Below are 23,877 nucleotides of genomic sequence, written 5' to 3'. Positions count from 1 at the left end.
AATCCGCCACGGCAGCACGCAATGTCAGCCTTGGTCGACCACAGCGCATTGCGCTGGATCAAAATGCCGCATGAATGGCGTTTGTCAGTGCGCCGTATCGCCGGCCAGCAGGGCCATCCGCACCAGCTCTGGCAGATTTCTGGCCTGCATCTTGGCCATCACATTGGCCCGGTGCACTTCAACGGTCCTGGGCGAAATGTCGAGTTCGAAAGCGATCGTCTTGTTGGGCAGGCCCGCGACGATGCGATGCATGACCTGCTGCTCGCGCTCGGAAAGCTGCTGGACCCGCTCGCGCACTATGCCGGCATCCGCGTCTGCCTGAGGCCTCGTTTCCAGTTGCTGGATGGCCCGTGAAACGGCGTCCATAAGCACGTCGTCGGAGAAGGGCTTTTCGATGAAATCCAGCGCCCCGGCCTTCATGGCCTCCACGGCCATCGGCACGTCCCCATGCCCGGTGATGACAATGGTCGGCAGCATGTTTCCATCCTGGCCCAGCCGGCGCAGCAGTTCGACCCCGCTCATGTCGGGCATTCTCAAATCGGTGATCAGGCAGGCGTTGCGCAGGCCGGGCGCACTCTTGAGAAACTCGGTCGCCGAGCTGTGCACCCGCGCTGCGTGGCCGGACATGGTGAGCAGAAAGGCCAGCGACTTGCGAACCGGTTCCTCGTCATCGACAATGTGGATCACCACGTCTTCAGGCATTCTGCAATTCCTGTTCTTTCAGTGCCGGCAGTGTGAAACGGAAGGTGGTGCCTTCCCGTGAACTTTCGATCAGTCTCAGCATACCGCCATGGGCTTCCGCAATTCTCTTGGAGATGGCCAGGCCGACCCCCATACCGCCCCGCTTGGAGGAAACGAAGGGCTTGAACAGGCTTTCGGCGATCTCGTCCGGTACGCCGGAGCCCGTATCCGACACATCGATATCGATCGCGCCGGCTCCATCAGATGCGACTGAGACCCTGAGCTCGCGCTGCGTGCTTTCGCGCATGGCTTCCATCGCATTGCGCATAAGGTTGATCAGGATCTGCTGGATCTGCACCCTGTCCACAAAGACCTCTCCAAGCCCCGCTTCGAACTCGAAAACCGTGCGGATTCCAAGCTCGCGCGAGCCCATCAGCGCCAGCGCAGCAGCTTCCTCGACAAGGTTCTGCAGGTTCTCCGCCTGCTTTTCGCTTTCGCCGCGCGTCACGAATTCACGCAGATGGCGGATAATCTGCCCGGCGCGCAACGATTGCCTTGTGGTTTCTTCAAGAGCGTCGCGCATCCGCTCGGCAACAGGGTGGTCGAGGTCGTTCAGGAGGCGTTTGCAGCCCTGCACATAGTTCGACACAGCGGAGAGCGGCTGGTTCAGCTCATGAGCAAGCGTCGAAGCCATCTCCCCCAGCTCGTTCAGCCGCGCCAGCCTGGCAAGTTCTGCCTGAACCTGCTCCATCTGCGCCTCGGTCTCGGCCCGCTCGGTCAGATCGCGTATGAAACCGGTGAAATAGGTGTGCCCGCCGCTTTGCATTTCGCCCACCGCAAGCTTCATCGGGAAGGTCGAACCATCCTTGCGGCGCCCGACGACCATTCGGTCGATACCGATGATCCGCCGCTCGCCCGTGCGTTTGTAGCGCTCGATATAACCGTCATGCTGCCCCTGATACGGCTCCGGCATGAGCATGCTGACGTTGCGGCCGCGTGCTTCTTCTTCCGTGTAGCCGAACTGGCGCACCGCAGCCCGGTTGAACGAAATCATGATCCCCTTGTCATCAATCACCACCGTGGCATCCGGCACAGTGTCGAGAATGGAACTCAGATGCGCGTCCCGTGCCGCCAATTGCCGGCGAACCTGTCGGCCCGCGCCCTGAGCATTAAAATAAGCACCGCCCACATGGGCGAGCAGCACCAGAAACGCAATCAACGCAGCAAAGGCAGGAATGGAAAGCGGCAATGCCGCCAGAACACCAATGAGAGCGATGGCGCACGCAGTCAGTGCGACAGCCACAAGGCCTGCTGTGCGACCGCCGAAGATGGACGCATAAAGTGCAATGAGAGACGCCAGAAACAAAATCCACGTGTCGCCGAAGGCTGTGCCCAGCCAGAGCCGCGCCGCCAGCAGCACGACGCTTCCGCCGATTGCTATGGCGTACCCCGTCACACCGGCACGGCGGGCCGGTTCAGCCAGATCGAATTCAGGACTCACGCTCGCCCCTTCGCACGCAGTGCCTTGTCGCATGCATTATTTCGATCGCAGAGACATACCGCAAGTGACGTGCTGACGCGGGGCGTGGTGGGCAGTCGCTTTTCCCGCACGACATTTGATCCAGCGCAAAGACGCCCCGCCAAACAGCCGCCAGACTGGGCGATCACAGAGGATTATGCTCATGACGCGCATTTCGAAAAACATCGAAGCCCGTGCAAAGCTGATGGGCAAGATGATGGATCGCTGCGATGTCGATATCCAGCGACTGGCCGCGGAGCGTCTTGGCCTCACGCTTGCTTCGGCGATTCGGTCCTGTGGCCTGTGCCGCAATGCAGTTTCCTGCGAGACATGGCTGGCTGCAACAGCAGGCGAAACAGCGCGCACGCCTCCCTCATTCTGCCCCAACGCCAAAGTCTTCGAGGCAATGGCCCGGACCGTCAGGGAAAATGCCCATAGCGATCGGCCCGGCACAAACGCCTGACAGTTCCAGTCGCATGCGCGGCAATTCAGCATTCAATCCAGTCTGAAAACCTGTCCGAACGGTGGTTCGAGTTTTTTTTCAAACACCATGTGGCAAGAAAAGCCGGGCGGATGCTTCCCCCGAATCCGCCCGGCCGCCATCGCGCTTCGCCGCCAGTGGTTGAACACGACGGCAATTTAGGCACGACGGCAATTCCAAAAAGCGCTTTCTGAGTTGACCTCGTCCCGCGCCCACAATCTGTTTATCGCGTTCCCCAGAGCATCGGACCGAAAAGTGGAATCCGGTTTTCGGATTGTTCTGATGCTCCATCAATAGTTTAGGGTCAGGATTTGCGCTCGCTCAAATATCGCTGCGTAAGCACGGAAAAATGCGATCAGGCGCGAAGCCACACACATCACACCGCAGCGGAATGGCGTGCCCCGCCCTGCTTCAGATACTGGTCGAACAGGGCTGCCGTGAAACGCACAAGCGGCCGCGCGTCATCGCGCACGGTGAAAACACCCGCCTCCTCGACCAGGCCTGCAGCACTTCCGGGTTCCTGCAATCGGGCGCGCGCTTCGGCAACGATCCTGCGGCCGCATTCGCCAAACCGGCGCACGGCCTCATCGCCCGAAAACGCGAAATCGCACATCAGCCGCTCGATCACCCAGGCGCGGGCGTGATCCTCGTCGCTGAGCGCAATGCCGCGAACGGTCGCCAGATTGCCTTCGCGCACCATCCGCTCATACTGCGTGGTCGCCGGCATGTTTTGGGCATAGCCCTGCGGCAGCCGTGAAACCGAGGAAGGACCAAGACCGATCAGTGTGCGGCACGCATCCTCGGTATAACCCTGAAAGTTCCGGAAGAGCCGCCCTTGCCGCGCGGCCACCGCCAGCGGATCGTCCGGCTTTGCAAAATGGTCAAGCCCGATCGCCTCATAGCCCGCTTCCCGAATAATGCGCGCTGTCTCTTGCTGCTGCTCGAAGCGCTCCTCAGGCCCAGGCAGCCAGGCCTCATCGATCATGGTCTGGTGCTTCTTGAACCACGGCACATGCGCATAGCCGAAAAGCGCGATCCGGTCCGGTGAAAGCGTCAGCGCCTGGCGGATCGTGTCGGCGACGCTTTGAAGCGTCTGGTGCGGCAGACCGTAGAGCAGGTCGAGATTGACCGACCGCACACTCCGTGCCCGCACGCCATCCACCACCGCCTTGGTCTGTTCAAACGTCTGTTCGCGGTTGATTGCCTTCTGGACCCTTGGGTCGAAGTCCTGAACGCCGAGACTTGCCCGTGTCATGCCGATTTCGGCGAGCGCGTCGAAGCGGGCTTCGTCCATGTCGTTGGGGTCTAGTTCCACGCTGATTTCGGCATTGTCGGCAAAATTGAAGGCCGTTCTGAGCGCGCTGCCCAACCGCACAATGTCATCCGCACGCAGCATGGTTGGCGAGCCGCCACCGAAATGGAGCGCACGGACCCGCCCGCGCCCATCCAGAATGTCACCCACCGTGCGGATCTCGCAGAAAAGCGCATCGAGAAAGGCAGCCACGGGCTCATAGCGGCGCGTCATCTTCGTGTGGCAGGCGCAGAACCAGCACAGCCGGTCGCAGAACGGGATGTGCACATAGAGTGAAAGATCGTCCCCTTGACCCGTCTCGGCCAGCCAGCCGCGAAACGTTTCGCCCGTCACGCCCGCATGAAAATGCGGCGCGGTGGGATAGCTCGTGTAGCGCGGCACCGCCTCCGCATACCGGGCGGCAGCCCCTGTTCCGCTGATCTGTTCTCCTGCGCGCTGCATGGCAATCATCCCCTGATGTCCGAAAAGCGTCTTTTCACGCAGGCGCGCCGTTGGCTTTGACGCAGATCAAGGCGCGGCTGCCCCCATTGCCCGAAGTGTGACGCGTGAGAATCGGGGAACGGATTCCCGCAAGCTTTTTGAACTGGGGAAACAGCAATGAGATTTGGCACCGAGATCGTACTGGTCAGCCTGGCTGCGTTTGCAGCACTGGCCGCTGCGGGTCTGGCGCAGGATTCAGCCTTTCAGGCCCATATGTGGGTCCTGTTCTTTGTCCTGCTCGGATCGGCGATCGTATTGATGCGCAACACGCACTTCGCGCCCGCGGGGGCAGCATCAATTCCGTTAAGGCCCGACACTGACGCCTATATGGACGGCCCGGTGCGCTATGGCGTCATCGCAACGACGCTGTGGGGCATTGTCGGGTTCCTCGTCGGCGTTCTGGTCGCACTGCAGCTCGCCTACCCCGACCTCAACATCGAGCCCTGGTTCAATTTCGGCCGCACGCGCCCGCTGCACACATCCGCGGTCGTCTTCGCCTTCGGCGGCAACGCGCTCATCGCCACGTCCTTCTATGTGGTGCAGCGCACCTGCCGGGCCCGCCTCTTCGGCGGCAATCTCGCCTGGTTCGTGTTCTGGGGCTATCAGCTCTTCATCGTCATGGCGGCGACCGGCTATCTGCTCGGCATCACCCAGAGCCGTGAATATGCAGAGCCCGAATGGTATGTGGACCTGTTCCTCACCATCGTCTGGGTCGCCTATCTCATCGTCTTCCTCGGCACGATCCTGAGGCGCAAGGAGCCGCATATCTATGTGGCGAACTGGTTCTACCTGTCGTTCATCGTGACCATCGCCATGCTGCATGTGGTGAACAACCTGGCGGTTCCGGTCTCGCCCTTCGGTTCCAAGAGCTATTCGCTTTTCGCCGGCGTGCAGGATGCGCTGACTCAATGGTGGTATGGCCATAATGCGGTAGGCTTCTTCCTGACCGCCGGCTTCCTGGGCATGATGTACTACTTCATCCCCAAGCAGGTGAACCGCCCGGTCTATTCCTACCGCCTGTCGATCATCCACTTCTGGGCGCTGATCTTCCTCTATATCTGGGCCGGCCCGCACCATCTCCACTACACCGCCCTGCCCGACTGGGCGCAGACGCTCGGCATGGTGTTCTCCATCATGCTGTGGATGCCATCCTGGGGCGGCATGATCAACGGCCTGATGACGCTTTCGGGCGCCTGGGACAAGCTGCGCACCGACCCGATCATCCGCATGATGGTTCTGGCCGTCGCCTTCTACGGCATGTCCACTTTCGAGGGCCCCCTGATGTCGGTCAAGGCCGTCAACTCGCTGTCGCACTACACGGACTGGACCATCGGCCACGTCCATTCGGGCGCACTCGGCTGGGTCGGCATGATCACCTTCGGCGCGCTCTATTATCTTGTGCCGAAGCTGTGGAACCGCGAGCGGCTTTATTCGCTGCGGCTCGTCACCTGGCACTTCTGGCTCGCAACCCTCGGCATCGTCGTCTACGCGGCCGTCATGTGGGTGTCGGGCATCCAGCAGGGCCTGATGTGGCGCGAATACGACGATCAGGGCTTCCTGGTCTACTCGTTCGCCGAAACCGTCGCCGCCATGCACCCCTACTATGTGGTGCGCGCGCTGGGCGGTGTGCTCTTCCTGCTCGGTGGCCTCGTCATGGCCTACAATCTGGCCATGACCATCCTTGGCCATGAGCGCAAGGAAGCGCCGATCGGCGGCGCCGTCGCCCAACCCGCCCCTTCCCTTCAAAGTGCCGGTTAAGGAGCCCTGACGATGGCATTGCTGGACAAACACAAGATCATCGAAAAGAACGCCACGCTCCTTCTGGTCGGGTCGTTCCTGGTGGTGACAATCGGCGGCATCGTCGAGATCGTGCCTCTGTTCTATCTGGAGAACACGATCGAGAAGGTAGAGGGCATGCGCCCCTATTCACCGCTGGAGCTGGCCGGTCGCAACATCTACATCCGCGAGGGTTGCTACACCTGCCACAGCCAGATGATCCGTCCCTTCCGCGACGAGGTGGAGCGCTATGGCAATTACAGCCTCGCCGCCGAATCCATGTACGATCATCCCTTCCAGTGGGGGTCGAAGCGCACGGGGCCGGATCTCGCCCGTGTCGGTGCCCGCTACTCCAACGAATGGCATGTGGATCACCTGATCGAGCCGCGCTCCGTGGTGCCGGAATCGATCATGCCCAGCTACGCCTTCCTCAAGGACACGCCGCTGGAGATCAACGATTTCTCGACCGAGTTGATCGCCAATCTGCGTGTCGGCGTTCCCTATACGGAAGACATGATCGCCAACGCCAATGCGGATATTCGCGCCCAGGCCGACCCCAACGCGGACACGTCCGGTCTGGAAGAACGCTATCCCAAGGCGGTGCTCGGCGATTTCGACGGCAACCCCGATGCGCTCACCGAAATGGATGCGCTCGTCGCTTATCTGCAGATGCTCGGCACGCTGGTCGATTTCTCGACCTATGACGAAGCCGCCGGCTACCGCTGAGGAGAAAAGATCATGGAAGCCTATACCGCGCTCCGCCAGTTCGCCGATAGCTGGGGCCTTCTCTTCATGGCCGTCTTCTTCGTCGGCACGGTTCTTTTCGCCTTCCGCCCGGGAAGTAGAAAAAGCGCCGAGGAAGCCGCCCGCATCCCGCTGAAGGACGATTGAGATGAGTGAGAAAGAACATATCGACGAGGTCTCCGGCGTCTCGACCACCGGCCATGAGTGGGACGGCATTCGCGAGCTCGACAACCCCATGCCGCGCTGGTGGGTGTGGACCTTCTACGCCACGATCGTCTGGTCCATTGGCTACACGATCGCCTATCCGGCATGGCCGCTGATCAGCGATGCCACCAGGGGCGTGCTCGGCTATTCGAGCCGGCAGGAACTTACCACCACCATGGAGGCCGTTTCGGCTGAGCAGGCGGATTTGCGCGCAGCCATCGCCGAAAAGCCGCTGGATGAAATCCTCGCCGACGAAACGCTGCGCCGTTTTGCCACCGCAGCCGGCGACGCCGCCTTCAAGGTCAACTGCTCGCAGTGCCATGGGTCCGGTGCGCAGGGCTCTGCCGGTTATCCCAACCTCAACGACGACGACTGGCTGTGGGGCGGCGACATCGAGGCGATCCATCAGACGATTGCGCACGGTGTCAGGTTTGACGGCGACGACGACACGCGTTTTGGCGAAATGCCGGCCTTCGGCGACATTCTGAGCGGTGAGGAGATACGTCAGGTGGCGGCCCATGTGGTCTCCTTCACCGGGACACCGTCCGACCCGGCTCTGGCGGAAGCCGGTGCGCAGGTCTACGCCGACAATTGCGCCTCCTGCCATGGCGATGCCGGACAGGGCGACGTGACCTTCGGCGCGCCGAACCTCGCCGATGCGATCTGGCTCTACGGTTCCAGCGAAGCCCAGATCGCGGCACAGGTGCGCCAGCCCAGACACGGCGTAATGCCGGCCTGGCAGGAGCGCCTCGGCGACCCGACGGTCAAGCAGCTTTCGGTCTACGTCTATTCGCTCGGCGGCGGCGAGTAGACACACACCCACAACGAATCCCGGCCAAACAGGCCGGGGTTCCGCCTCCCTGCCTCCTGCTTTGATCGGGATCAATGCCCGACATGTTCCCGGCCGCTAGACGATAGGCTCAAAGAGCAGTTTGCGAGCCGCAGAAATGACACTTGCCACCGAAACCGCAGCCAGCAACACCGCCTCGGGAGATGCAGTCGAGCGTATCGACGCCGAAGCGGTAAACACCGCCGGCAAACGCCAGCCGCTCTACGCTCCGCGCAAGAAAATCTTCCCGAAACGCGCTTCCGGGCAGTTCCGCCGCTTCAAATGGCTGATCATGTTCGTCACGCTCGGCATCTACTATCTCACCCCATGGCTGCGCTGGGATCGCGGTCCCTACGCACCCGATCAGGCTGTTCTTGTCGATCTCGCCAACCGGCGGTTCTATTTCTTTTTTATCGAGATCTGGCCGCAGGAATTTTTCTACATTGCCGGCCTGCTCGTCATGGCCGGCATCGGTCTCTTCCTGATCACATCCACGGTGGGCCGGGCATGGTGCGGCTATACCTGCCCGCAGACCGTCTGGGTCGACCTCTTCCTCGTGGTCGAGCGCGCCATCGAAGGCGACCGCAATGCCCGCATCAAGCTCGATGCCGCACCGTTCACCGCCGGCAAGCTCGCCAAACGCTCCGCAAAACACCTGATCTGGGTGCTTATCGCCGTGGCGACCGGCGGCGCCTGGGTCTTCTATTTCGCCGACGCGCCATCGCTTCTCGTCGATCTGGCAACCGCTCAGGCTGCGCCCGTCGCCTACATGACCATCGCCGTGCTGACGGCAACCACCTATCTGTTCGGCGGCCTCATGCGCGAGCAGGTCTGCACCTATATGTGCCCGTGGCCACGCATTCAGGCCGCCATGCTGGACGAAAATTCGCTCACCGTCACCTACAATGACTGGCGCGGCGAGCCCCGCTCGCGCCATGCCAAGAAGGCGGCCGCCGAGGGCAGAACCGTGGGCGACTGCGTGGACTGCAATGCCTGCGTCGCCGTCTGCCCCATGGGCATCGACATCCGCGACGGCCAGCAGCTCGAATGCATCACCTGCGCGCTGTGCATCGATGCGTGCGACGGCGTGATGGACAAGCTCGGGCGCGAGCGCGGTCTCATCTCCTACGCAACACTTTCCGACTACAACGCCAATATGGCGCTGGCGACAGCCGGCGGCACGGAGACCATCAATCCCGACCGCGTGCGCCGTGAAGGCGGCGGGCTCTCCGATAAGGTCGCGCATTTCCACTGGCGGAAGATCTTCCGTCTGCGCACCTTCGTCTATTTCGGTGCGTGGTCGCTCGTTGGCCTCGTCATGCTCTATGCCCTGCTGACGCGCGACCGGCTGGAGGTCAACGTGCTCCACGACCGCAATCCGCAATATGTGCTTCTGTCGGATGGTTCGGTGCGCAATGGCTATACGGTCAAGCTCTTGAACATGATCCCGGAACCGCGCGTGATCCTCGTGTCGCTCGAAGGCCTCACCGGCGCAACCATGAATGTGGTCGGGCTCGACCAGCCGGACGACCGTTCTGCAGCCGTGCCTGTCGATCCGGATCGTCTGCGCGAGGTGCGCATCTTCGTCACCCTGCCGGCAGACCGGCTGAGCGCGGCAGACACCTCATTCCGCTTCGTCGTCGAAGACAAGGCGAGTTTCGAAAGCGATGTCTACAGGGCAAGCTTCAACATCCCGGAGGGTTCACGATGAGCGGCAAAGTGCAGAAGCAGAAGGAATTCACCGGCTGGCACATGCTCGCCATCATGGTCGCCTTCTTCGGGGTCATCATCACGGTCAATCTGACCATGGCCTTCTACGCGCAGTCGAGCTGGACCGGCCTGATCGTCAAAAACACCTATGTGGCGAGCCAGACCTTCAACGAGCGCGCGGAAGAAGGCCGCCAGCAGGCAGCACTCGGCTGGAAGGGTGAGCTTTCCGTCGACGGAGATGCAATCACCTACCGCCTTCTCGATGCGAGCGGCGACCCGATCCCGCTCGAGAGCGTCACAATGGTCATGCACCGTCCTGTCACTGCCGACGAAGACGTTTCCCTTCAAATGCAACGTCTTCCCGATGGCGGCTTCGGCGTGGATCACGGCCCCGGCGACGGCACCTGGGTCATCAACATCGCTGCAGAAGCGGGCCTCGCCCATCCCTATCGCGATGTGCGGCGCATCACCATTGCCGGCGGAGAACTCAGATGAGCTGCTGCGCCCCCGGCACCGAAATGGCGCTGGAAGCCGAACAGGCCCGTGAAGCCGGTCCGCGCGCCGAAGAACTCGTACTCGCAAGCCGCTCTGTCGGAGACGGGCTGAAACAGACCGATCTTTCGGTTCCCGGCGTTCATTGCGGCGCGTGCATTCAGACAATCGAATCCGCCCTCGGCAGGCTCGACGGCGTGGCAGGTGCGCGTGTCAATCTCTCCACCAAGCGCGTCAGCGTGAAATGGCGCGAGGGGGCGCTGCCGCCCATCATCGACACGCTGAACAGGCTCGGCTACGCCGCCCACCTTTTCGACAGTGTCGAGACCGGCAGGGATCCCGTTCTCTCCCAGCTCATCCGCGCCGTGGCGATCTCCGGCTTTGCCGCCGGCAACATCATGCTTCTTTCCGTGTCTGTCTGGTCGGGTGCGGAACAGGCGACGCGCGATCTCTTTCACTGGCTTTCAGCGCTGATCGCCCTGCCCGCGCTGGTGTTTGCCGGTGGCATTTTCTACCGCTCGGCCCTCAATGCGCTCCGCCACGGACGCATGAACATGGATGTGCCCATCGCGCTTGGCATCTCGCTGGCCTACGGGCTCAGCCTCTACGAGACCATCAACAGCGGCCAGCACGCCTATTTCGATGCCTCCGTTTCGCTTCTCTTCTTCCTGCTGATCGGCCGTACGCTCGATCACGTGATGCGCGAGCGCGCGCGCACCGCCGTCAAGGGGCTCGCCCGTCTGGCGCCGCGCGGCGCGCTGGTTATTGCCGCAGATGGCGGACGCGATTACCTCCCGCTACAGGAAATAGCAGCCGGAATGAAACTGGTCGTAGCCGCCGGTGAGCGCGTGCCCGTCGACGGCATCGTGATAAGCGGCTCGTCCGAACTCGACTGCTCCATGGCCACCGGCGAAAGCGCACCGCAGCCGGTGAAACCCGGCAGCGATCTACGCGCCGGCATGCTCAATCTCACCCAGCCGCTCATCGTTGAGGCAACCGCCACCGCCGAGACCTCCTTCCTCGCCGAGATGATGCGCCTGATGGAGGCGGCAGAAGGCGGGCGGGCGCGCTATCGCCGGCTGGCGGACCGTGCCTCGGCACTCTATTCGCCCGTGGTTCACGCCACCGCCTTCCTCACCTTTCTCGGCTGGATGGCGGCAAGTGGCGACTGGCACCGCGCCATCACCATCGCCATTGCCGTGCTCATCATCACCTGCCCCTGCGCGCTCGGCCTCGCCGTGCCTATCGTGCAGGTGGTTGCCGCGCGGCGTCTCTTCGAAAACGGCATCATGGTCAAGGATGGCGCGGCGATGGAACGCCTCGCCGAGATCGACACTGCCGTCTTCGACAAGACCGGGACGCTGACGCTCGGCATCCCCGAGCTGCGCAATACGGACGAGATAACGCCGGATGCATTGTCAACCGCCGCCGCCCTTGCCGCACATTCCCGTCACCCCTTCTCGCGCGCCATCCTGCGCGCTGCCGGTTCGCTACGTGCGACGGATACGTTCGACAGTGTTGAGGAAATACCGGGCCTCGGCATCGAAGCCCGCGCGGGCGAGACCGTCTGGCGGCTTGGCCGCGCAGGCTGGTCGCTCGGCAGCCCGAATGCGCATGAGAACCAGGCAGGCGGCACAGTCCTTTCCCGCGATGGCGAGGAATGCGCCACGTTCCGGTTCGAAGACCGGCTTCGCCCCGGGGCGAAAGAGGCAATTTCTCACCTGAAAGAAAACGGCGTCGCCGTGGAAATCATCTCCGGCGATAGCGCCGATCAGGTGAAGGATATCGCAGCAAGGCTGGGCATAAAGCGCTTTCAGGCAAGCGTCCTTCCCGGCGACAAGCTTGAGCGCATGCGTGCGCTTGCCTCCGAAGGCCGCAAAGCGCTGATGGTTGGCGACGGGCTGAACGACGCCCCCGCCCTCGCCGCCGCTCATGTCTCCATGGCGCCTGCCACGGCGGCAGACATCGGCCGCAATGCCGCCGACTTCGTGTTCCTGCGCGAGACCATACTGGCCGTTCCGCTCGCCCGCGACGTGTCGCGCCGCGCCGGCCGCCTGATCCGGCAGAATTTCGGTCTCGCCATTGCCTATAACGTGCTGGCCGTGCCGATCGCCGTTCTCGGCCATGTCACGCCGCTGGTGGCGGCCATCGCCATGTCGCTCTCCTCGCTGATCGTCATCGGCAATGCGCTGCGCCTGCGCACGGACCGGCGTCTGGCCGGCGCCGCCGAAACGTCTGATCCTGCGGGCAAAAAAGCGCAGCGGCTTGTCGAGGTGGCAGCATGACCAATCTCGTCATCCTGATCCCGATAGCGCTTTTTCTGGGAGCCGCCGGCCTCGCCGCCTTTCTCTGGTCGCTGAAGAGCGGCCAGTATGACGATCTCGACGGCGCCGCCGAGCGCATCCTCATAGACGACGATGCGCCCGATGGGACGAAATCCGAAGACGATTAACGCACCACCAGCACCGAGATCGAAGCGTGCCGCACCACGCGCGCGGCGTTGGGCCCGATCAGATAGTCCTCCGGGCTCGGCCGCGCTGCCGAAAGCACGATCAGATCGGCCTTGACCTTATCGGCATAGCGCAGGATTTCCCGATAGATCGAGCCATGGCCGACAATGTGCCGGTGCTTGATCTCCGCCGGCACGTGCTTCTTCGTGAAGTCGTGCAGCGCTTCGTTGGTGTGCTGGATGGCTTCCTGCTCATGGCCCTTCGGGAAGAAACCGCCAACGATCGACATGCCGTAATCGGGCACCACCGTCATCACATGCAGCCGACTGCCGAAGGTGCGCGCGTAGTCCACCGCCGTCTCAAGCGTGCGGACCTCGTCATCGGCATGGCCGAGATCGATCGAAACGAGAATGTCCTTGTACATGGAAATACCTCTCAGGCTTCAGCCGAACGTGGCGCACCGGCTTTCGGATTGCCCGCCAGCGTGCCCCCGCGGCGGCGCTGGAAGAACATCACCAGCACCAGGAGAAGCGCTGCCGGAAGGTAGAAGATTTCACGCGGCATGCGCCCTTCATTGCTCACTTCGACCGCCGTGATCCGGACAGGCTCGTCGGCATAGAAGTCCAGGCTCGAAAGAGTCTTGCCTGCCAGGCTGTTCATGTCGAACGGTTCTTCCAGAAGCACCTGTTCGCCGTCGATCTGCGCGACCAGGCCGGTCGCCGCCTCAAAACGGGATTCACCGGATTCCCCCGCAGCCCCAAGGTTGAACGCCATGGTGCGCTCATCCATCTGGTCGGGGTCGTCGAAATTCGGCCCGCGGATCGTAAAGCGGATTTCCGCATCGTCCGGCTCCTCGGCCACTGCCTCGAATATCTTCGCGGGCTCTGTGGTGATGTAGGGCGGCTGTACCAGATCGAGGAAGAAACCCGGACGCAGCAGCATGAAGGTGACGAGCAGCAGCGCGATGGATTCCCACCACCTGTTGCGCGCCATGAAAAAGCCCTGCGTGGCGGCGGCAAAGATCAGCATCGCCACCGTCGCCTGCAATGTCACCCAGACCGCCTCAAACCAGCTCACATCGATAAGCAGCAGGTCCGTGTTGAACACGAAGATGAAGGGCAGAAGCACCGTGCGTAGCGAATAAAAGAACGCCGTGAAGCCGGTCTTGATCGGGTCACCGCCCGAAACGGCGGCAGCCGCGAACGAGGCAAGCCCCACCGGCGGCGTCACATCCGCCATGATGCCGAAATAGAACACGAACATGTGCGCCGCGATCAGCGGGATCAGAACGCCATTGGCAGCGCCAAGCTCCACGATCACCGGCGCCATGAGCGAGGAGACGACGATGTAGTTCGCCGTCGTCGGCAGACCCATGCCCAACACCAGACTGATCAGCGCCGTGAAGACGAGGATCAGGAAGATGTTGCCGCCCGAGAGCAGTTCCACGAATTCGGCCATCACCTGACCGATGCCCGTCAACGTCACCGTGCCGACGATGATGCCGGCTGCCGCCGTCGCGCAGGCAATGCCGATCATGTTGCGCGCACCGAGGATGAGGCCGACCACCAGATCGTCGAAACCTTCCTTGAAGGCCGCCCGCTGCTCGGCGCTCTGCAGCCCGCGGAACAGCGCCTTGAGCGGCTTCTGCGTGACGATGATGACGATCAGCAGCAGCACCGCGTAGAAAGCCGAGAGCCCGGGCGACTTGCGCTCGACCATCAGCGACCAGACCAGCACGAAGAGCGGGAGCAGGTAGTGCAGACCCGTCTTGATCACCTCACGGGCGATGGGCAGTTCCACAACCGGTGCGTTCGGATCGTCCAGCTCCAGGTCAGGTGATTTTGATGCGTACCAGATGAGCGCCAGATAGGAGACCAGCAGGGCCAGCATCAGCACGGGACCGGAGAGCCCCGGCAGCACGAACTTGATGAAATTGATGGCATAGTAGATCGCGCCAAGAAGGATGACGATCGACGCGATGACGATGCCCGAGCGCATCAGCGCGATCATGGCCGGATGCGTCTCACGCTTTTCAAGCACCGGAAGATCGTTCTTCACGGCTTCCAGATGCACCAGGTAAAGCAGCGCGATGTAGGAGACGACAGCCGGCAGGAAGGCGTGCTTGATGACCTGCAGATAGGGAATGCCGACATACTCGACCATAAGGAAAGCGGCAGCACCCATGACAGGCGGCATGATCTGGCCGTTGACCGAGCTCGCCACCTCGACAGAGCCCGCCTTTTCCGGCGAGAAGCCGACCCGCTTCATCAGCGGAACCGTGAATGTGCCGGTGGTGACCACATTGGCGATGGAGGAGCCGGAGATAAGGCCGGTCATCATGGAGGCAAGAACGGCAGCCTTGGCCGGTCCGCCGCGCAGATGACCAAGCAGCGCGAAGGCCAGCTTGATGAAGAAATTGCCTGCCCCCGCCCGGTCGAGCATCGAGCCGAACAACACGAACAGGAACACGAAGGCGGATGAAACGCCCAGCGCCACGCCGAACACGCCATTGGGCGAAAGCCACATCTGCTCCATGGCGCGACCGAACGAGGCCCCGCCCCAGCGAATCACGTCAGGCAATAATGCCGAGGAGCCGAAGAAGACATAGGCGAGGAAGACGATGGCAACGATGGCGAGCGGCGGTCCGAGCGCCCGGCGCGCGGCCTCCAGAAGCAGCACCATGCCGATGCCCGCGACCACCAGGTCCTGTGTGATCGGCAGGCCCGGGCGCTGCGCCAGCGCATGGTAGAAAACGAAGATGTAGAGCGCGCAACAGGCCGCCAGAATGGCCAGCACCCAGTCGGAAACGGGTATGCGGTCACGCGGGCTGGATGACAGTGCCGGAAACGCCATGAAGGCGAGGAAAAGCCCGAAGGCCAGGTGAATCGCGCGCGACTGGGCGCTGTTGAACACCAGCGACAAACCGGTCGCGCTGCTGAGCATGAATGGCAGGGGGGAGGCGATATAGAGCTGGAACAGCGACCAGCAAAGGGCAACGCCGGCAATGATGTATCCGGCCGTTCCTGCCGGATCGCGTGCACCCGTATCTGCGGATGCAACCAGATCCTGCAATTCGTCTTCATTGAGCGGAGCGGTGCTCTTCTGTGTGTTGTCCGGTTTCGTCACCATATCCCCAATGCCCCCTCGGCAAAGTTTATTGTTATCGGGAAACGGAGAGGCGTCCGCGCTTGTGGCGGACGCCTCGAATGGTCGCGGCTACTCGAGCAGGCCTTTTTCCTTGAAGTAGGCTTCCGCAGCCGGATGGCGCGGTGCCGATGCACCGTTCTGCGCCATACCTTCAGCCGTCAGAACGCCGAATGCCGGGTGCAGTGCCTTGAAGCCTTCGAGATCGCTGAACACGGCGTCGACAAGTGCGGTCACAACGTCATCGGGCACATCCGCCGAGGTCACGAAAGTGGCGCCCACACCGAAGGTGGAAACGTCCGAATCCGTTCCCTTGTACATGCCGGACGGAATGGTGGCCTTGAAGTAGTACGGATTGTCGGCAACCAGCTTGTCGACCGCTTCACCCTCGACGGAAATGATCACCGTGTCGCAGGAGTTCGTCGCTTCCTGGATGGATCCGGACGGGTGACCGACCGTGTAGGCGAATGCGTCGATGTTGTTGTCGCAGAGCTGGCTGGCCTGCTCAGCCGGCGCGAACTCGGCTGCGAGCGCGAAATCGTCATTGCTCCAGCCATTCTCGGAGATCAACAGGTCCATGATGGCACGCTGGCCCGAACCCGGGTTGCCGATGTTGACGCGTTTGCCCTTCAGATCCTCAAACGAAGAAATGCCGGCATCGGCGCGGGCCACGATGGTCAGCGGCTCGGGATGCAGCGAGAAAACGGCACGGAGCTTGTCGTTCGCTTCCTCAAACGGCTCTTCACCTTTTGCGGCCTTGTACTGAACGTCGGACTGGGCAACGCCGAATTCCAGCTCGCCGCCCTTGATCGCGTTCACATTGTAGACCGAACCGCCGGTCGATTCGACCGAGCAGCGAATGCCCGTCTCACGCCGGTTCTTGTTCATGAGGCGGCAGATGGCGCCACCTGCGGGGTAATACACACCGGTCACACCGCCGGTGCCGATGGACACGAAGCGCTGCTCCTGGGCAATGGCCGCACCGGTCGCCAGCGAGCCGAGCATCGCGGCCGCGAGGCCAAAACCGAGAATGCGATGAGGTTTCATATTGCGTCTCCCTACTGATGTTACGCGTTTGCGCATACGTGCACGTCGAAAGATGCTGCGGTCAGTTCGAACCGGCGACCGCAGTCGGGCATTGCGTGCGAGATGCCCGGCAAAGCGCAGTCCGAAAAAGACCCTGCGCAAAGCGTTAAACGCCCCCCGCCTCGAGTCAATGGCCGGAACGCGCAATTTGCAAAAACCTGCAACGGCAGGCTGTGTCAACACAGCCAGCGGACCATACACAAGCTTCTGTTTTTAATGTTTAATATTCTCTCCTCCTCCGTTTACGTAAATTACGCTGTCGCGACGTCCATGGCCTCCCCGAGACGCTCGACGATTGTGTCCGCAACCACCCGGTCAATGATGAAGGGCGGTGCCAGCAATATATGATCACCGCGCGTTCCATCGATTGTGCCGCCGGCCGGATAGACCATGAGACCGCGCTGCATCGCCTCCTTCTTCACTGCCGCGTGGACGCGGCGCGCCGGGTCGAAAGGCTCTTTGCCCGAGCGATCCGCGACCAGTTCGAGACCTAGGAACAGGCCCCGCCCGCGAATGTCGCCCACATGGGCGTGGTTGCCGAAACGCGCTTCAAGGCGCTCGCGCAGATAGCCGCCCATCTCGCGCACATTGGCCAGAAGCCCGTCGCGCTCGATCACGTCCTGCACGGCCAGCGCGGCGGCGCAGGCCATCGGGTGGCAGATATAGGTGTGACCATGCTGAAAGAGGCCCGATCCTTCCGCGAAGGCATCGAAAATGTGCTGCCCCAGAAGCACCGCGCCGATGGGCTGATAGCCGCCGCCGAGCCCCTTGGCGATGGTCATCATGTCCGGCGCGATCCCGTCCTGCTCGCAGGCATGCATAGTGCCCGTGCGCCCCATGCCGCACATCACCTCATCGAGAATGAGCAGCACGCCATAGCGGTCGCAGATCTCGCGGATGCGTTTGAAATAGCCGCTCACGGCCGGCACGGCACCCGCCGTGGCGCCGACCACCGGCTCGGCGACGAACGCCATCACCGTGTCCGGTCCCAGTTCGTTGATCCGGTCTTCCAGCGCCTGTGCCGCGCGAAGGCCATAAGCCTCTTCGCTCTCTCCGGCCTCCTGATAGCGATAGGCATAGCAGGGGTCGATGTGATGCGTTTCGATCAGGAGCGGCCTGAACGGCTCGCGACGCCACTCATTGCCGCCGGTCGCCAGCGTGCCCAGCGTGTTGCCGTGATAGCTCTGCCGGCGGGCGATGATCCTATGCCGCTGCGGCTCGCCTTTTTCGACAAAATACTGGCGCGCCATCTTCAGCGCCGCCTCATTGGCCTCCGAACCGCCGGACACGAAATAGGCATGGCTGATGCCCTCTGGCGCACCGGCAATCAGGCGGTCCGCAAGCTGCTCAGCCGGTTCGTTGGTGAAGAAGCTTGTGTGGGCATAGGCAAGCGTCTCCGCCTGTTTCTTCAGGGCGTCCACCACGTCGGGATGACCGTGACCGAGGCAGGAAACGGCAGCACCGCCGGAGGCGTCGACATAGGCTTTGCCAGCCGCGTCGAAAAGTTCGACCCCGCGGCCACCTCTGGCAACGGGAAGGGAAGCGTGAATCTGACGATGCAGAATGTGTGTCATCTGGATTTTCCGGAGCGATGCGCACGCGGCGCGGGATCGAACAAATGCGTATTGAGACTGGAAAGCAGCGCTTCGGTCTTGGCGATTTCCGCGAGCGCCTCCTCGCCTCCCTCGCCGGCAACGAGCGCCGCCAGAATTTCGGCGGCCGCAAAGGCCGGGGTCATCGTGTGCAGAAAGGAGGGGCTTTCCGTCGAAACGATCACGCACTGGTCTGCGAGGCCCGCCAGCGGTGAGACGGTGCTGTCCGTCAGCGCAACCACGGTCAGGCCCAGCGACCGGGCACTGGCCGCCGCCTCCACCGTCGCCCGCGTATAGGGCGCAACCGTGGTCACGAAGAACACGTCCTCGGCTGTCGCATGGCGCAACCTGTCGAGCCCAGCCCCGTTCATATGGTCGAGCAGATGCGCCTTCTCGCCGAGGAAGGTCATCGAATAGGCAAAATGCGCCGCCACCGCATGGCTGGAGCGCAGCCCGAAGCAATAGATGCGGCGCGCTGCGGCCAGGGTTGCCGCAGCGCGCGCCAGCGCTTCCAGCGTGCCGGCGTCAGCGAGATTGCCAAGCTGGGCCGCCGTCTGCGTGGCGATATCGCGCGCCAGCGCATGACTCCCGCCCTGCCTCTGCCTGGCAACCTGCTCCCCCGCCTTACCGGCAAAGCCAAGCGCCTGTTCCTTCAGCGCGTCGCCGTGAAGCTGACGAAGCTCGTCATAGCCATCGAAGCCGAAACGTTTGGCGAGCCGCGTCATGGTCCAGGGCTGAACGCCCGCACGCCGCGCCTGCTCGCGCATGGAGAGAAGCGCCACATCACCCGGATTGTCGAGAATGTAGCGCGCCGCCGCGCCAAGCTGCCCCGGCAACTCGTTGAAGGAAGCGGTAATGCGGTCAGCAAGCGTGGCGCGATCCATGATCACGCATCCTAGACGGGCGCTTCAGCATATGCAACAAGTGTTGCATCCAATTTATTTATGCATCAAATGGAGTATTCCGTGAGCGCCCACCGCGCAGCCATCGCCGTCGCTCCCAATGGTGGACGACGGACCCGTGCCGATCACCCCGCCCTGCCCCAGACAGCCAGGCAACTGGCAGAGGCTGCATCAGCCTGCCTCGATGCCGGAGCGGCCATGATCCACTGTCATGTGCGCGACGATCAAGGGCGCCACATCCTCGATGCCGATGCCTATCGCGATGCCATAGGGGCCATCCGGAAAGCCGTGGGCGAGCGGCTTGTCATCCAGATCACCACCGAGGCGGTGGGGCGTTATGGCGTGCACGAGCAGATGGACGTGGTGCGCCAGGTGCGCCCGGAGGCGGTATCGCTCGCCCTGCGCGAACTGGTGCCCGACGCCTCGCACGAAGAGGAGTTTTCAAAATTTCTCTCCTTCATGCGCGCCGAGAACATTGCCCCGCAGATCATCCTCTACCATCCGGAAGAGGCGCTGCAGCTCAAGCGCATGATGGCGCACGGCCTCATCCCCTTCCCCGACATTCCGGTTCTCTATGTGCTCGGCCGCTACACGGAAGGCCAGCGCTCCGACCCGGCCGATCTCCTGCCCTTCCTTGACGAGGCCATGCCGGATTTCGCGCATTTCATGGTCTGCGCCTTCGGTCCGCGCGAGGCTGCCTGCGTCACCGCGGGCTGCCTGCTCGGCGGCCATGCGCGCGTGGGGTTTGAAAACAATCTCTATCTGGCCAGCGGTGCCATCGCGCCGGACAATGCGGCCATTGTTTCCGGGGTGGCAGAAACGCTTTCGGCCCTTGGCACCCCGCTGGAGACTGCGAACGGCCTGCGCGAAAGCTGGGGGCTCGGCCCACCGGCAAAAGGTCGCTGAGACTTCCCGCCTTCTCCGGTAGACGCCGGGAGGACGCATCACTACATGTGAGCGATCTGAATTGCCTCTCTGGAGTTTCTCATGGCGATCCGCATCAAAGCAAAAACCTATGGCCCCTTCACCACCGCCATCGGCCCCGGCAAGGTGATTCATGTCGACACCGCGCCGAAGCAGACTGTCGCCATCACCTCGCCCTCCACGGAAGAGGCTGGCACGCCCGTCGACTTCATGATCTCCGCGCTCGGTGCCTGCCTTGCCCTCTCCTTCCATCACGCCGCGCAGGAGATGAAAATCGATGTCGGGCAGGTCTCCGTCGAGGTTTCCGGCAAGAAGGCCGAGGACCTGCCCGACCGTATCGGCAGCTATGACGCCACCGTTTCGCTCGACACCATGCCCGGCGAGGAAGAGTGCGCAGAGCTGATCAAGCGCGCCAAGGCCCGCTGCACGGTCTCCAATTCGCTCAATGGCGCGGTCAACATGAAGATGGTCGGCTGATTGCTTTTCCATTGCCGGGTCGATTGACGACGCTCTCCCCTTCTCCCATACAGAAGCCGCCTTGCGGCGAACCATGGGAGGCAGGTGCATGAACTTCACGCGTGTGAACGGCGTCGTCATTCATCACGAAGTGCGCGGAACGGTCGGCAAACCTGTTCTCGTCTTCTGCAACTCACTTGGAACCGATTTCCGCATCTGGGATGCCGTCGTCGGGCGGCTCGAAGCCGACTACCGCATCGTTCTCTACGACAAGCGCGGCCATGGCCTTTCCGAAGCCACGCCCCAGCCCTATGCGATGACCGATCACGTCGACGATCTCGCAGCCCTGCTCGATCATCTCGACATCACGGGCGCGACTATTGTCGGCCTCTCCGTCGGCGGCATGATCGCGCAGGGGCTTGCCGCGCGCTGGCCGCATCTCGTCTCCCGCCTCGTGCTGTGCGACACGGGCCACAGAATAGGCCATGACGATCTGTGGAACAGCCGGATCGAAGCCGTGAACACCAAAGGCATCAAAGCCATCGCCGACGGCATTCTCGAGCGCTGGTTCACGCCCTCTTTCCGCGCACCGGACAACGATGCTTTCGTCGGCTACACGGCCATGCTCACCCGCACCACGGTCGATGGCTATGCCGGCACCTGCTACGCCCTGCGCGATGCCGACCTAACCGAATCCACCCGCGCCCTGAAGCTGCCCACGCTCTGCATCGTCGGCGATCAGGACGGTTCCACCCCGCCCGAGCTGGTGCAGGAACTGGCGGACCTCATCGGAGGTGCCCGCTTCGAAATCATCGCAGACGCCGGCCACCTGCCCTGTATCGAACAGCCCGAGGCGACTGCCGCCCTGATTGCAGATTTTCTGCGCGAGACCACGCCCGCCGCCTGAGACGCCGCGCCCCGCATGTAGGATGACAAGAGGACCCCGAATGAGCGACACCGTAGAGATCACCCGTGACAATGGCATAGCCGTCCTCACTCTGGACAATCCGCCGGTCAACGCGCTCGGCCACGCACTGCGCGCACCTCTCTTCGAAGCGCTTGGAGAGGCCAATGCGGACGATACGGTTCAGGCCATCGTCATCGCCTGCGCGGGTCGCACCTTCATTGCCGGTGCCGACATTTCCGAGTTCGGCAAGCCGCCGAAGGAGCCAAGCCTTCCCGACCTGATCGAAAAGCTGGAAAGCATCGACAAACCCACCGTTGCCGCCATCCACGGCACGGCGCTCGGCGGCGGGCTGGAACTCGCGCTCGGCTGCCATTACCGTATTGCAGACAGGTCCGCGATGATCGGCCTGCCCGAGGTGAACCTCGGCCTCATTCCCGGCGCCGGCGGCACGGTGCGCCTGCCGCGTCTGGTGGGCCCCGAAGCCGCGCTGAAGATGATCGTCTCCGGCAAACCGATCGGCATGGATGAAGCGGTCCGGCTCGGTGCGGTCGACCGCGTGGCCGAAACGGACCTTGTTGCAGAAGCCATCGCCTTCGCCCGCGAGAAGGCGGCCTCCGGCAACACGCACCCCCACATCCGCGCACGCGCCGAAAAGCTCGCCGTCGACCTCGCCGCCTTTGACGAAGCGGTCAAGGCGGTGACGAAGAAGGCACGCGGCCTCACCGCGCCGCACACGGCGGCAGAAGCCGTCCGCAACGCCATCACCATGGAGTTCGACGCAGCACTCGACCGCGAGCGCGAACTCTTTCTGGAGCGCCGCGACAGCGAAGAATCCGCCGCCCAGCGCCACCTCTTCTTCGCCACCCGCGAGGCGACCCGCGTGCCGGGTATCCCGCGCGAGACGGAGGCGCGAAAGATCGCGCGTGCCGGCGTCATCGGTGCCGGCACCATGGGGGCGGGCATCGCCATGGCGCTTGCCAATGGCGGCATTCCCGTCACCATTCTGGAGATGAACGAGGACGCCATCGCGCGCGGTCTCGCCCACATCGACAAGACCTATTCGGGATCGATAAAGCGCGGCTCCATCACGGCTGAGGAAAAAGAGGCCCGCACGGGCCGCATCTCCGGCACCACCCACTATGCCGACCTTGCCGACTGCGACATCGTCATCGAAGCCGTTTTCGAGGAGATGGGCGTGAAGCGTCAGGTCTTCACCGCGCTCGACCGCGTGCTGAAGCCCGGCGCCATCCTCGCCTCCAACACCTCCTATCTCGATGTCAACGAGATCGCCGCCACCACCAGCCGCCCGCAGGATGTGGTCGGCCTCCATTTCTTCTCGCCCGCCCATGTGATGAAACTTCTGGAGATCGTGCGCGGCGAAGAGACAGCCCCCGATGTCATCAAGACGGCGCTCGCGCTCGCCCGAAAAATCGGCAAGGTTCCGGTCGTGGTCGGCGTGTGCAACGGCTTTGTGGGCAACCGCATGCTCGCCGCCCGGCGCGAGCAGAACGAGGACCTGCTCCTTTCCGGCGCGACGCCCGAACAGGTGGATAAGGTTTTCACCGATTTCGGCTGGCCCATGGGCCCGTTCCAGATGGTCGACCTCGCCGGTCTCGACATCAGCTGGAAGCACCGGCAGTCGCAGGGTCTCACCGCACCCATCGCCGACACGCTTTGCGAGGCAGGCCATTTCGGCCAGAAGTCCGGGCGCGGCTTTTATCTCTATGAAGAAGGCTCCCGCACGCCAAAACCCGATCCCTTCGTTGAGGAGCTCATCGAGAATAAGGCAGCCGAGCTTGGCGTGGAACGCCGCGAAATCAGTGCGGACGAGATCACCGAGCGCACGCTCTACCCGATGATCAACGAGGGCGCGAAGATCCTCGAAGAGCGCATCGCCGCCCGCGCCTCCGACATTGATGTCGTCTGGGTCAATGGCTACGGCTTCCCAGTCGCCAAGGGCGGGCCGATGTTCTGGGCCGAGCGCTTCGGCATCAAGACCATCGTCGAGCGGCTGGAGCACTGGCACCGGAAGACCGGTAATCCCGTTTTCGAGCCCGCTCCCATCCTTCGCCAGCTCGCGCTGACGGGCGGTGGCTTCGGCGATCTTGTTTAGACAACTCGCCGTCATCCCCCTTGGCATTGAGGCAGGCGTGACCCCATATTCAGATCGCCTTTGATCTCGTGGCGA

At 62.8% G+C, this 23,877-nt stretch carries 21 protein-coding genes; 13 read left to right on the top strand and 8 right to left on the bottom strand.

The window, feature by feature from the left end; genetic code table 11:
* Window positions 1-84: 84 nt before the first annotated feature.
* Both fixJ and KUG85_RS09070 read right to left on the bottom strand, forming a co-directional pair.
* Complete coding sequence (gene fixJ, locus KUG85_RS09075; protein ID WP_223004945.1) at window positions 85-702, bottom strand: response regulator FixJ; 618 nt, start codon at window positions 700-702, stop codon at window positions 85-87.
* Window positions 695-2,182, bottom strand: coding sequence for a PAS domain S-box protein (locus KUG85_RS09070; protein WP_223004944.1), 1,488 nt, complete (start codon window positions 2,180-2,182; stop codon window positions 695-697). The genes fixJ and KUG85_RS09070 overlap by 8 nt, the downstream gene beginning before the upstream one ends.
* A gap of 115 nt (window positions 2,183-2,297) precedes the next feature.
* Between KUG85_RS09070 and KUG85_RS09065 the strand changes: the two genes are divergently transcribed.
* Window positions 2,298-2,663: a DUF6455 family protein gene (locus tag KUG85_RS09065; protein WP_255606320.1), complete on the top strand. Its 366-nt coding sequence runs from the start codon at window positions 2,298-2,300 to the stop codon at window positions 2,661-2,663.
* A 394-nt stretch (window positions 2,664-3,057) separates the two neighbouring features.
* On the opposite strand, the gene hemN is transcribed toward KUG85_RS09065, so the two are convergent.
* Entirely contained in the window at window positions 3,058-4,434 is a 1,377-nt protein-coding gene (gene hemN, locus KUG85_RS09060) for an oxygen-independent coproporphyrinogen III oxidase (protein WP_223004943.1), read from the bottom strand.
* Between the two features lie 156 nt (window positions 4,435-4,590).
* Here hemN and ccoN point away from each other — a divergent pair, with 156 nt between their 5' ends.
* The 8 genes from ccoN to ccoS all read left to right on the top strand — a co-directional run bounded on the left by ccoN (window position 4,591) and on the right by ccoS (window position 12,680).
* The gene (ccoN, locus tag KUG85_RS09055; protein ID WP_223004942.1) at window positions 4,591-6,231 is read left to right on the top strand and encodes a cytochrome-c oxidase, cbb3-type subunit I; all 1,641 of its coding nucleotides are present in this window, start codon (window positions 4,591-4,593) and stop codon (window positions 6,229-6,231) included.
* Window positions 6,232-6,243: 12 nt separating this feature from the next.
* Window positions 6,244-6,975, top strand: coding sequence for a cytochrome-c oxidase, cbb3-type subunit II (ccoO, locus tag KUG85_RS09050; protein WP_025030523.1), 732 nt, complete (start codon window positions 6,244-6,246; stop codon window positions 6,973-6,975).
* Between the two features lie 12 nt (window positions 6,976-6,987).
* Window positions 6,988-7,140, top strand: a complete 153-nt coding sequence (locus KUG85_RS09045; RefSeq protein WP_223004941.1) for a cbb3-type cytochrome c oxidase subunit 3 — start codon at window positions 6,988-6,990, stop codon at window positions 7,138-7,140.
* A 1-nt stretch (window position 7,141) separates the two neighbouring features.
* Window positions 7,142-8,008 carry a cytochrome-c oxidase, cbb3-type subunit III gene (ccoP, locus tag KUG85_RS09040; protein WP_223004940.1) on the top strand — a complete coding sequence of 289 codons (867 nt, stop codon included), beginning with the start codon at window positions 7,142-7,144 and terminating at the stop codon, window positions 8,006-8,008.
* 136 nt (window positions 8,009-8,144) lie between these two features.
* Entirely contained in the window at window positions 8,145-9,737 is a 1,593-nt protein-coding gene (gene ccoG, locus KUG85_RS09035) for a cytochrome c oxidase accessory protein CcoG (RefSeq protein ID WP_223004939.1), read from the top strand.
* The gene (locus tag KUG85_RS09030; protein ID WP_223004938.1) at window positions 9,734-10,231 is read left to right on the top strand and encodes a FixH family protein; all 498 of its coding nucleotides are present in this window, start codon (window positions 9,734-9,736) and stop codon (window positions 10,229-10,231) included. The genes ccoG and KUG85_RS09030 overlap by 4 nt, the downstream gene beginning before the upstream one ends.
* On the top strand, window positions 10,228-12,513 hold the full coding sequence (locus KUG85_RS09025; RefSeq protein WP_223004937.1) for a cation-translocating P-type ATPase: 2,286 nt from the start codon (window positions 10,228-10,230) through the stop codon (window positions 12,511-12,513). Before KUG85_RS09030 ends, KUG85_RS09025 begins: the two co-directional genes overlap by 4 nt.
* Window positions 12,510-12,680 (top strand): cbb3-type cytochrome oxidase assembly protein CcoS, encoded by a 171-nt coding sequence (gene ccoS, locus KUG85_RS09020; protein WP_223004936.1) that lies wholly within the window; start codon window positions 12,510-12,512, stop codon window positions 12,678-12,680. The genes KUG85_RS09025 and ccoS overlap by 4 nt, the downstream gene beginning before the upstream one ends.
* Here the strand turns inward: ccoS and KUG85_RS09015 are convergent.
* The 5 genes from KUG85_RS09015 to KUG85_RS08995 form a co-directional block, all read right to left on the bottom strand.
* Window positions 12,677-13,102: a universal stress protein gene (locus KUG85_RS09015; RefSeq protein ID WP_065816238.1), complete on the bottom strand. Its 426-nt coding sequence runs from the start codon at window positions 13,100-13,102 to the stop codon at window positions 12,677-12,679. The two genes, ccoS and KUG85_RS09015, sit on opposite strands and share 4 nt — an antisense overlap.
* An 11-nt stretch (window positions 13,103-13,113) precedes the next feature.
* Complete coding sequence (locus KUG85_RS09010; RefSeq protein WP_223004935.1) at window positions 13,114-15,807, bottom strand: TRAP transporter permease; 2,694 nt, start codon at window positions 15,805-15,807, stop codon at window positions 13,114-13,116.
* An 87-nt stretch (window positions 15,808-15,894) separates the two neighbouring features.
* Entirely contained in the window at window positions 15,895-16,869 is a 975-nt protein-coding gene (locus KUG85_RS09005; protein ID WP_065816240.1) for a TAXI family TRAP transporter solute-binding subunit, read from the bottom strand.
* A 290-nt stretch (window positions 16,870-17,159) separates the two neighbouring features.
* Window positions 17,160-18,482: an aspartate aminotransferase family protein gene (locus KUG85_RS09000; protein WP_223004934.1), complete on the bottom strand. Its 1,323-nt coding sequence runs from the start codon at window positions 18,480-18,482 to the stop codon at window positions 17,160-17,162.
* The gene (locus tag KUG85_RS08995) at window positions 18,479-19,384 is read right to left on the bottom strand and encodes a MurR/RpiR family transcriptional regulator (protein ID WP_223004933.1); all 906 of its coding nucleotides are present in this window, start codon (window positions 19,382-19,384) and stop codon (window positions 18,479-18,481) included. The genes KUG85_RS09000 and KUG85_RS08995 overlap by 4 nt, the downstream gene beginning before the upstream one ends.
* Window positions 19,385-19,444: 60 nt before the next feature.
* On the opposite strand from KUG85_RS08995, the gene KUG85_RS08990 reads away from it, so the two are divergent.
* The 4 genes from KUG85_RS08990 to KUG85_RS08975 all read left to right on the top strand — a co-directional run bounded on the left by KUG85_RS08990 (window position 19,445) and on the right by KUG85_RS08975 (window position 23,802).
* A complete protein-coding gene (locus KUG85_RS08990) occupies window positions 19,445-20,308 on the top strand; it encodes a BKACE family enzyme (RefSeq protein WP_223004932.1) in 864 nt (287 codons plus the stop codon).
* Window positions 20,309-20,389: 81 nt separating this feature from the next.
* The gene (locus KUG85_RS08985; protein ID WP_223004931.1) at window positions 20,390-20,803 is read left to right on the top strand and encodes an OsmC family protein; all 414 of its coding nucleotides are present in this window, start codon (window positions 20,390-20,392) and stop codon (window positions 20,801-20,803) included.
* 88 nt (window positions 20,804-20,891) lie between these two features.
* Window positions 20,892-21,689, top strand: a complete 798-nt coding sequence (gene pcaD / locus KUG85_RS08980) for a 3-oxoadipate enol-lactonase (protein ID WP_223004930.1) — start codon at window positions 20,892-20,894, stop codon at window positions 21,687-21,689.
* A gap of 40 nt (window positions 21,690-21,729) precedes the next feature.
* Complete coding sequence (locus KUG85_RS08975; RefSeq protein WP_223004929.1) at window positions 21,730-23,802, top strand: 3-hydroxyacyl-CoA dehydrogenase NAD-binding domain-containing protein; 2,073 nt, start codon at window positions 21,730-21,732, stop codon at window positions 23,800-23,802.
* The last annotated feature ends 75 nt before the right edge of the window (window positions 23,803-23,877 follow it).

This window comes from Nitratireductor rhodophyticola, assembly GCF_019891355.1.
GTDB lineage: Bacteria > Pseudomonadota > Alphaproteobacteria > Rhizobiales > Rhizobiaceae > Nitratireductor > Nitratireductor rhodophyticola.
The sequence above is the reverse complement of the archived record's forward strand: the minus strand, read 5'-3'. Positions and strand labels throughout refer to the sequence as shown.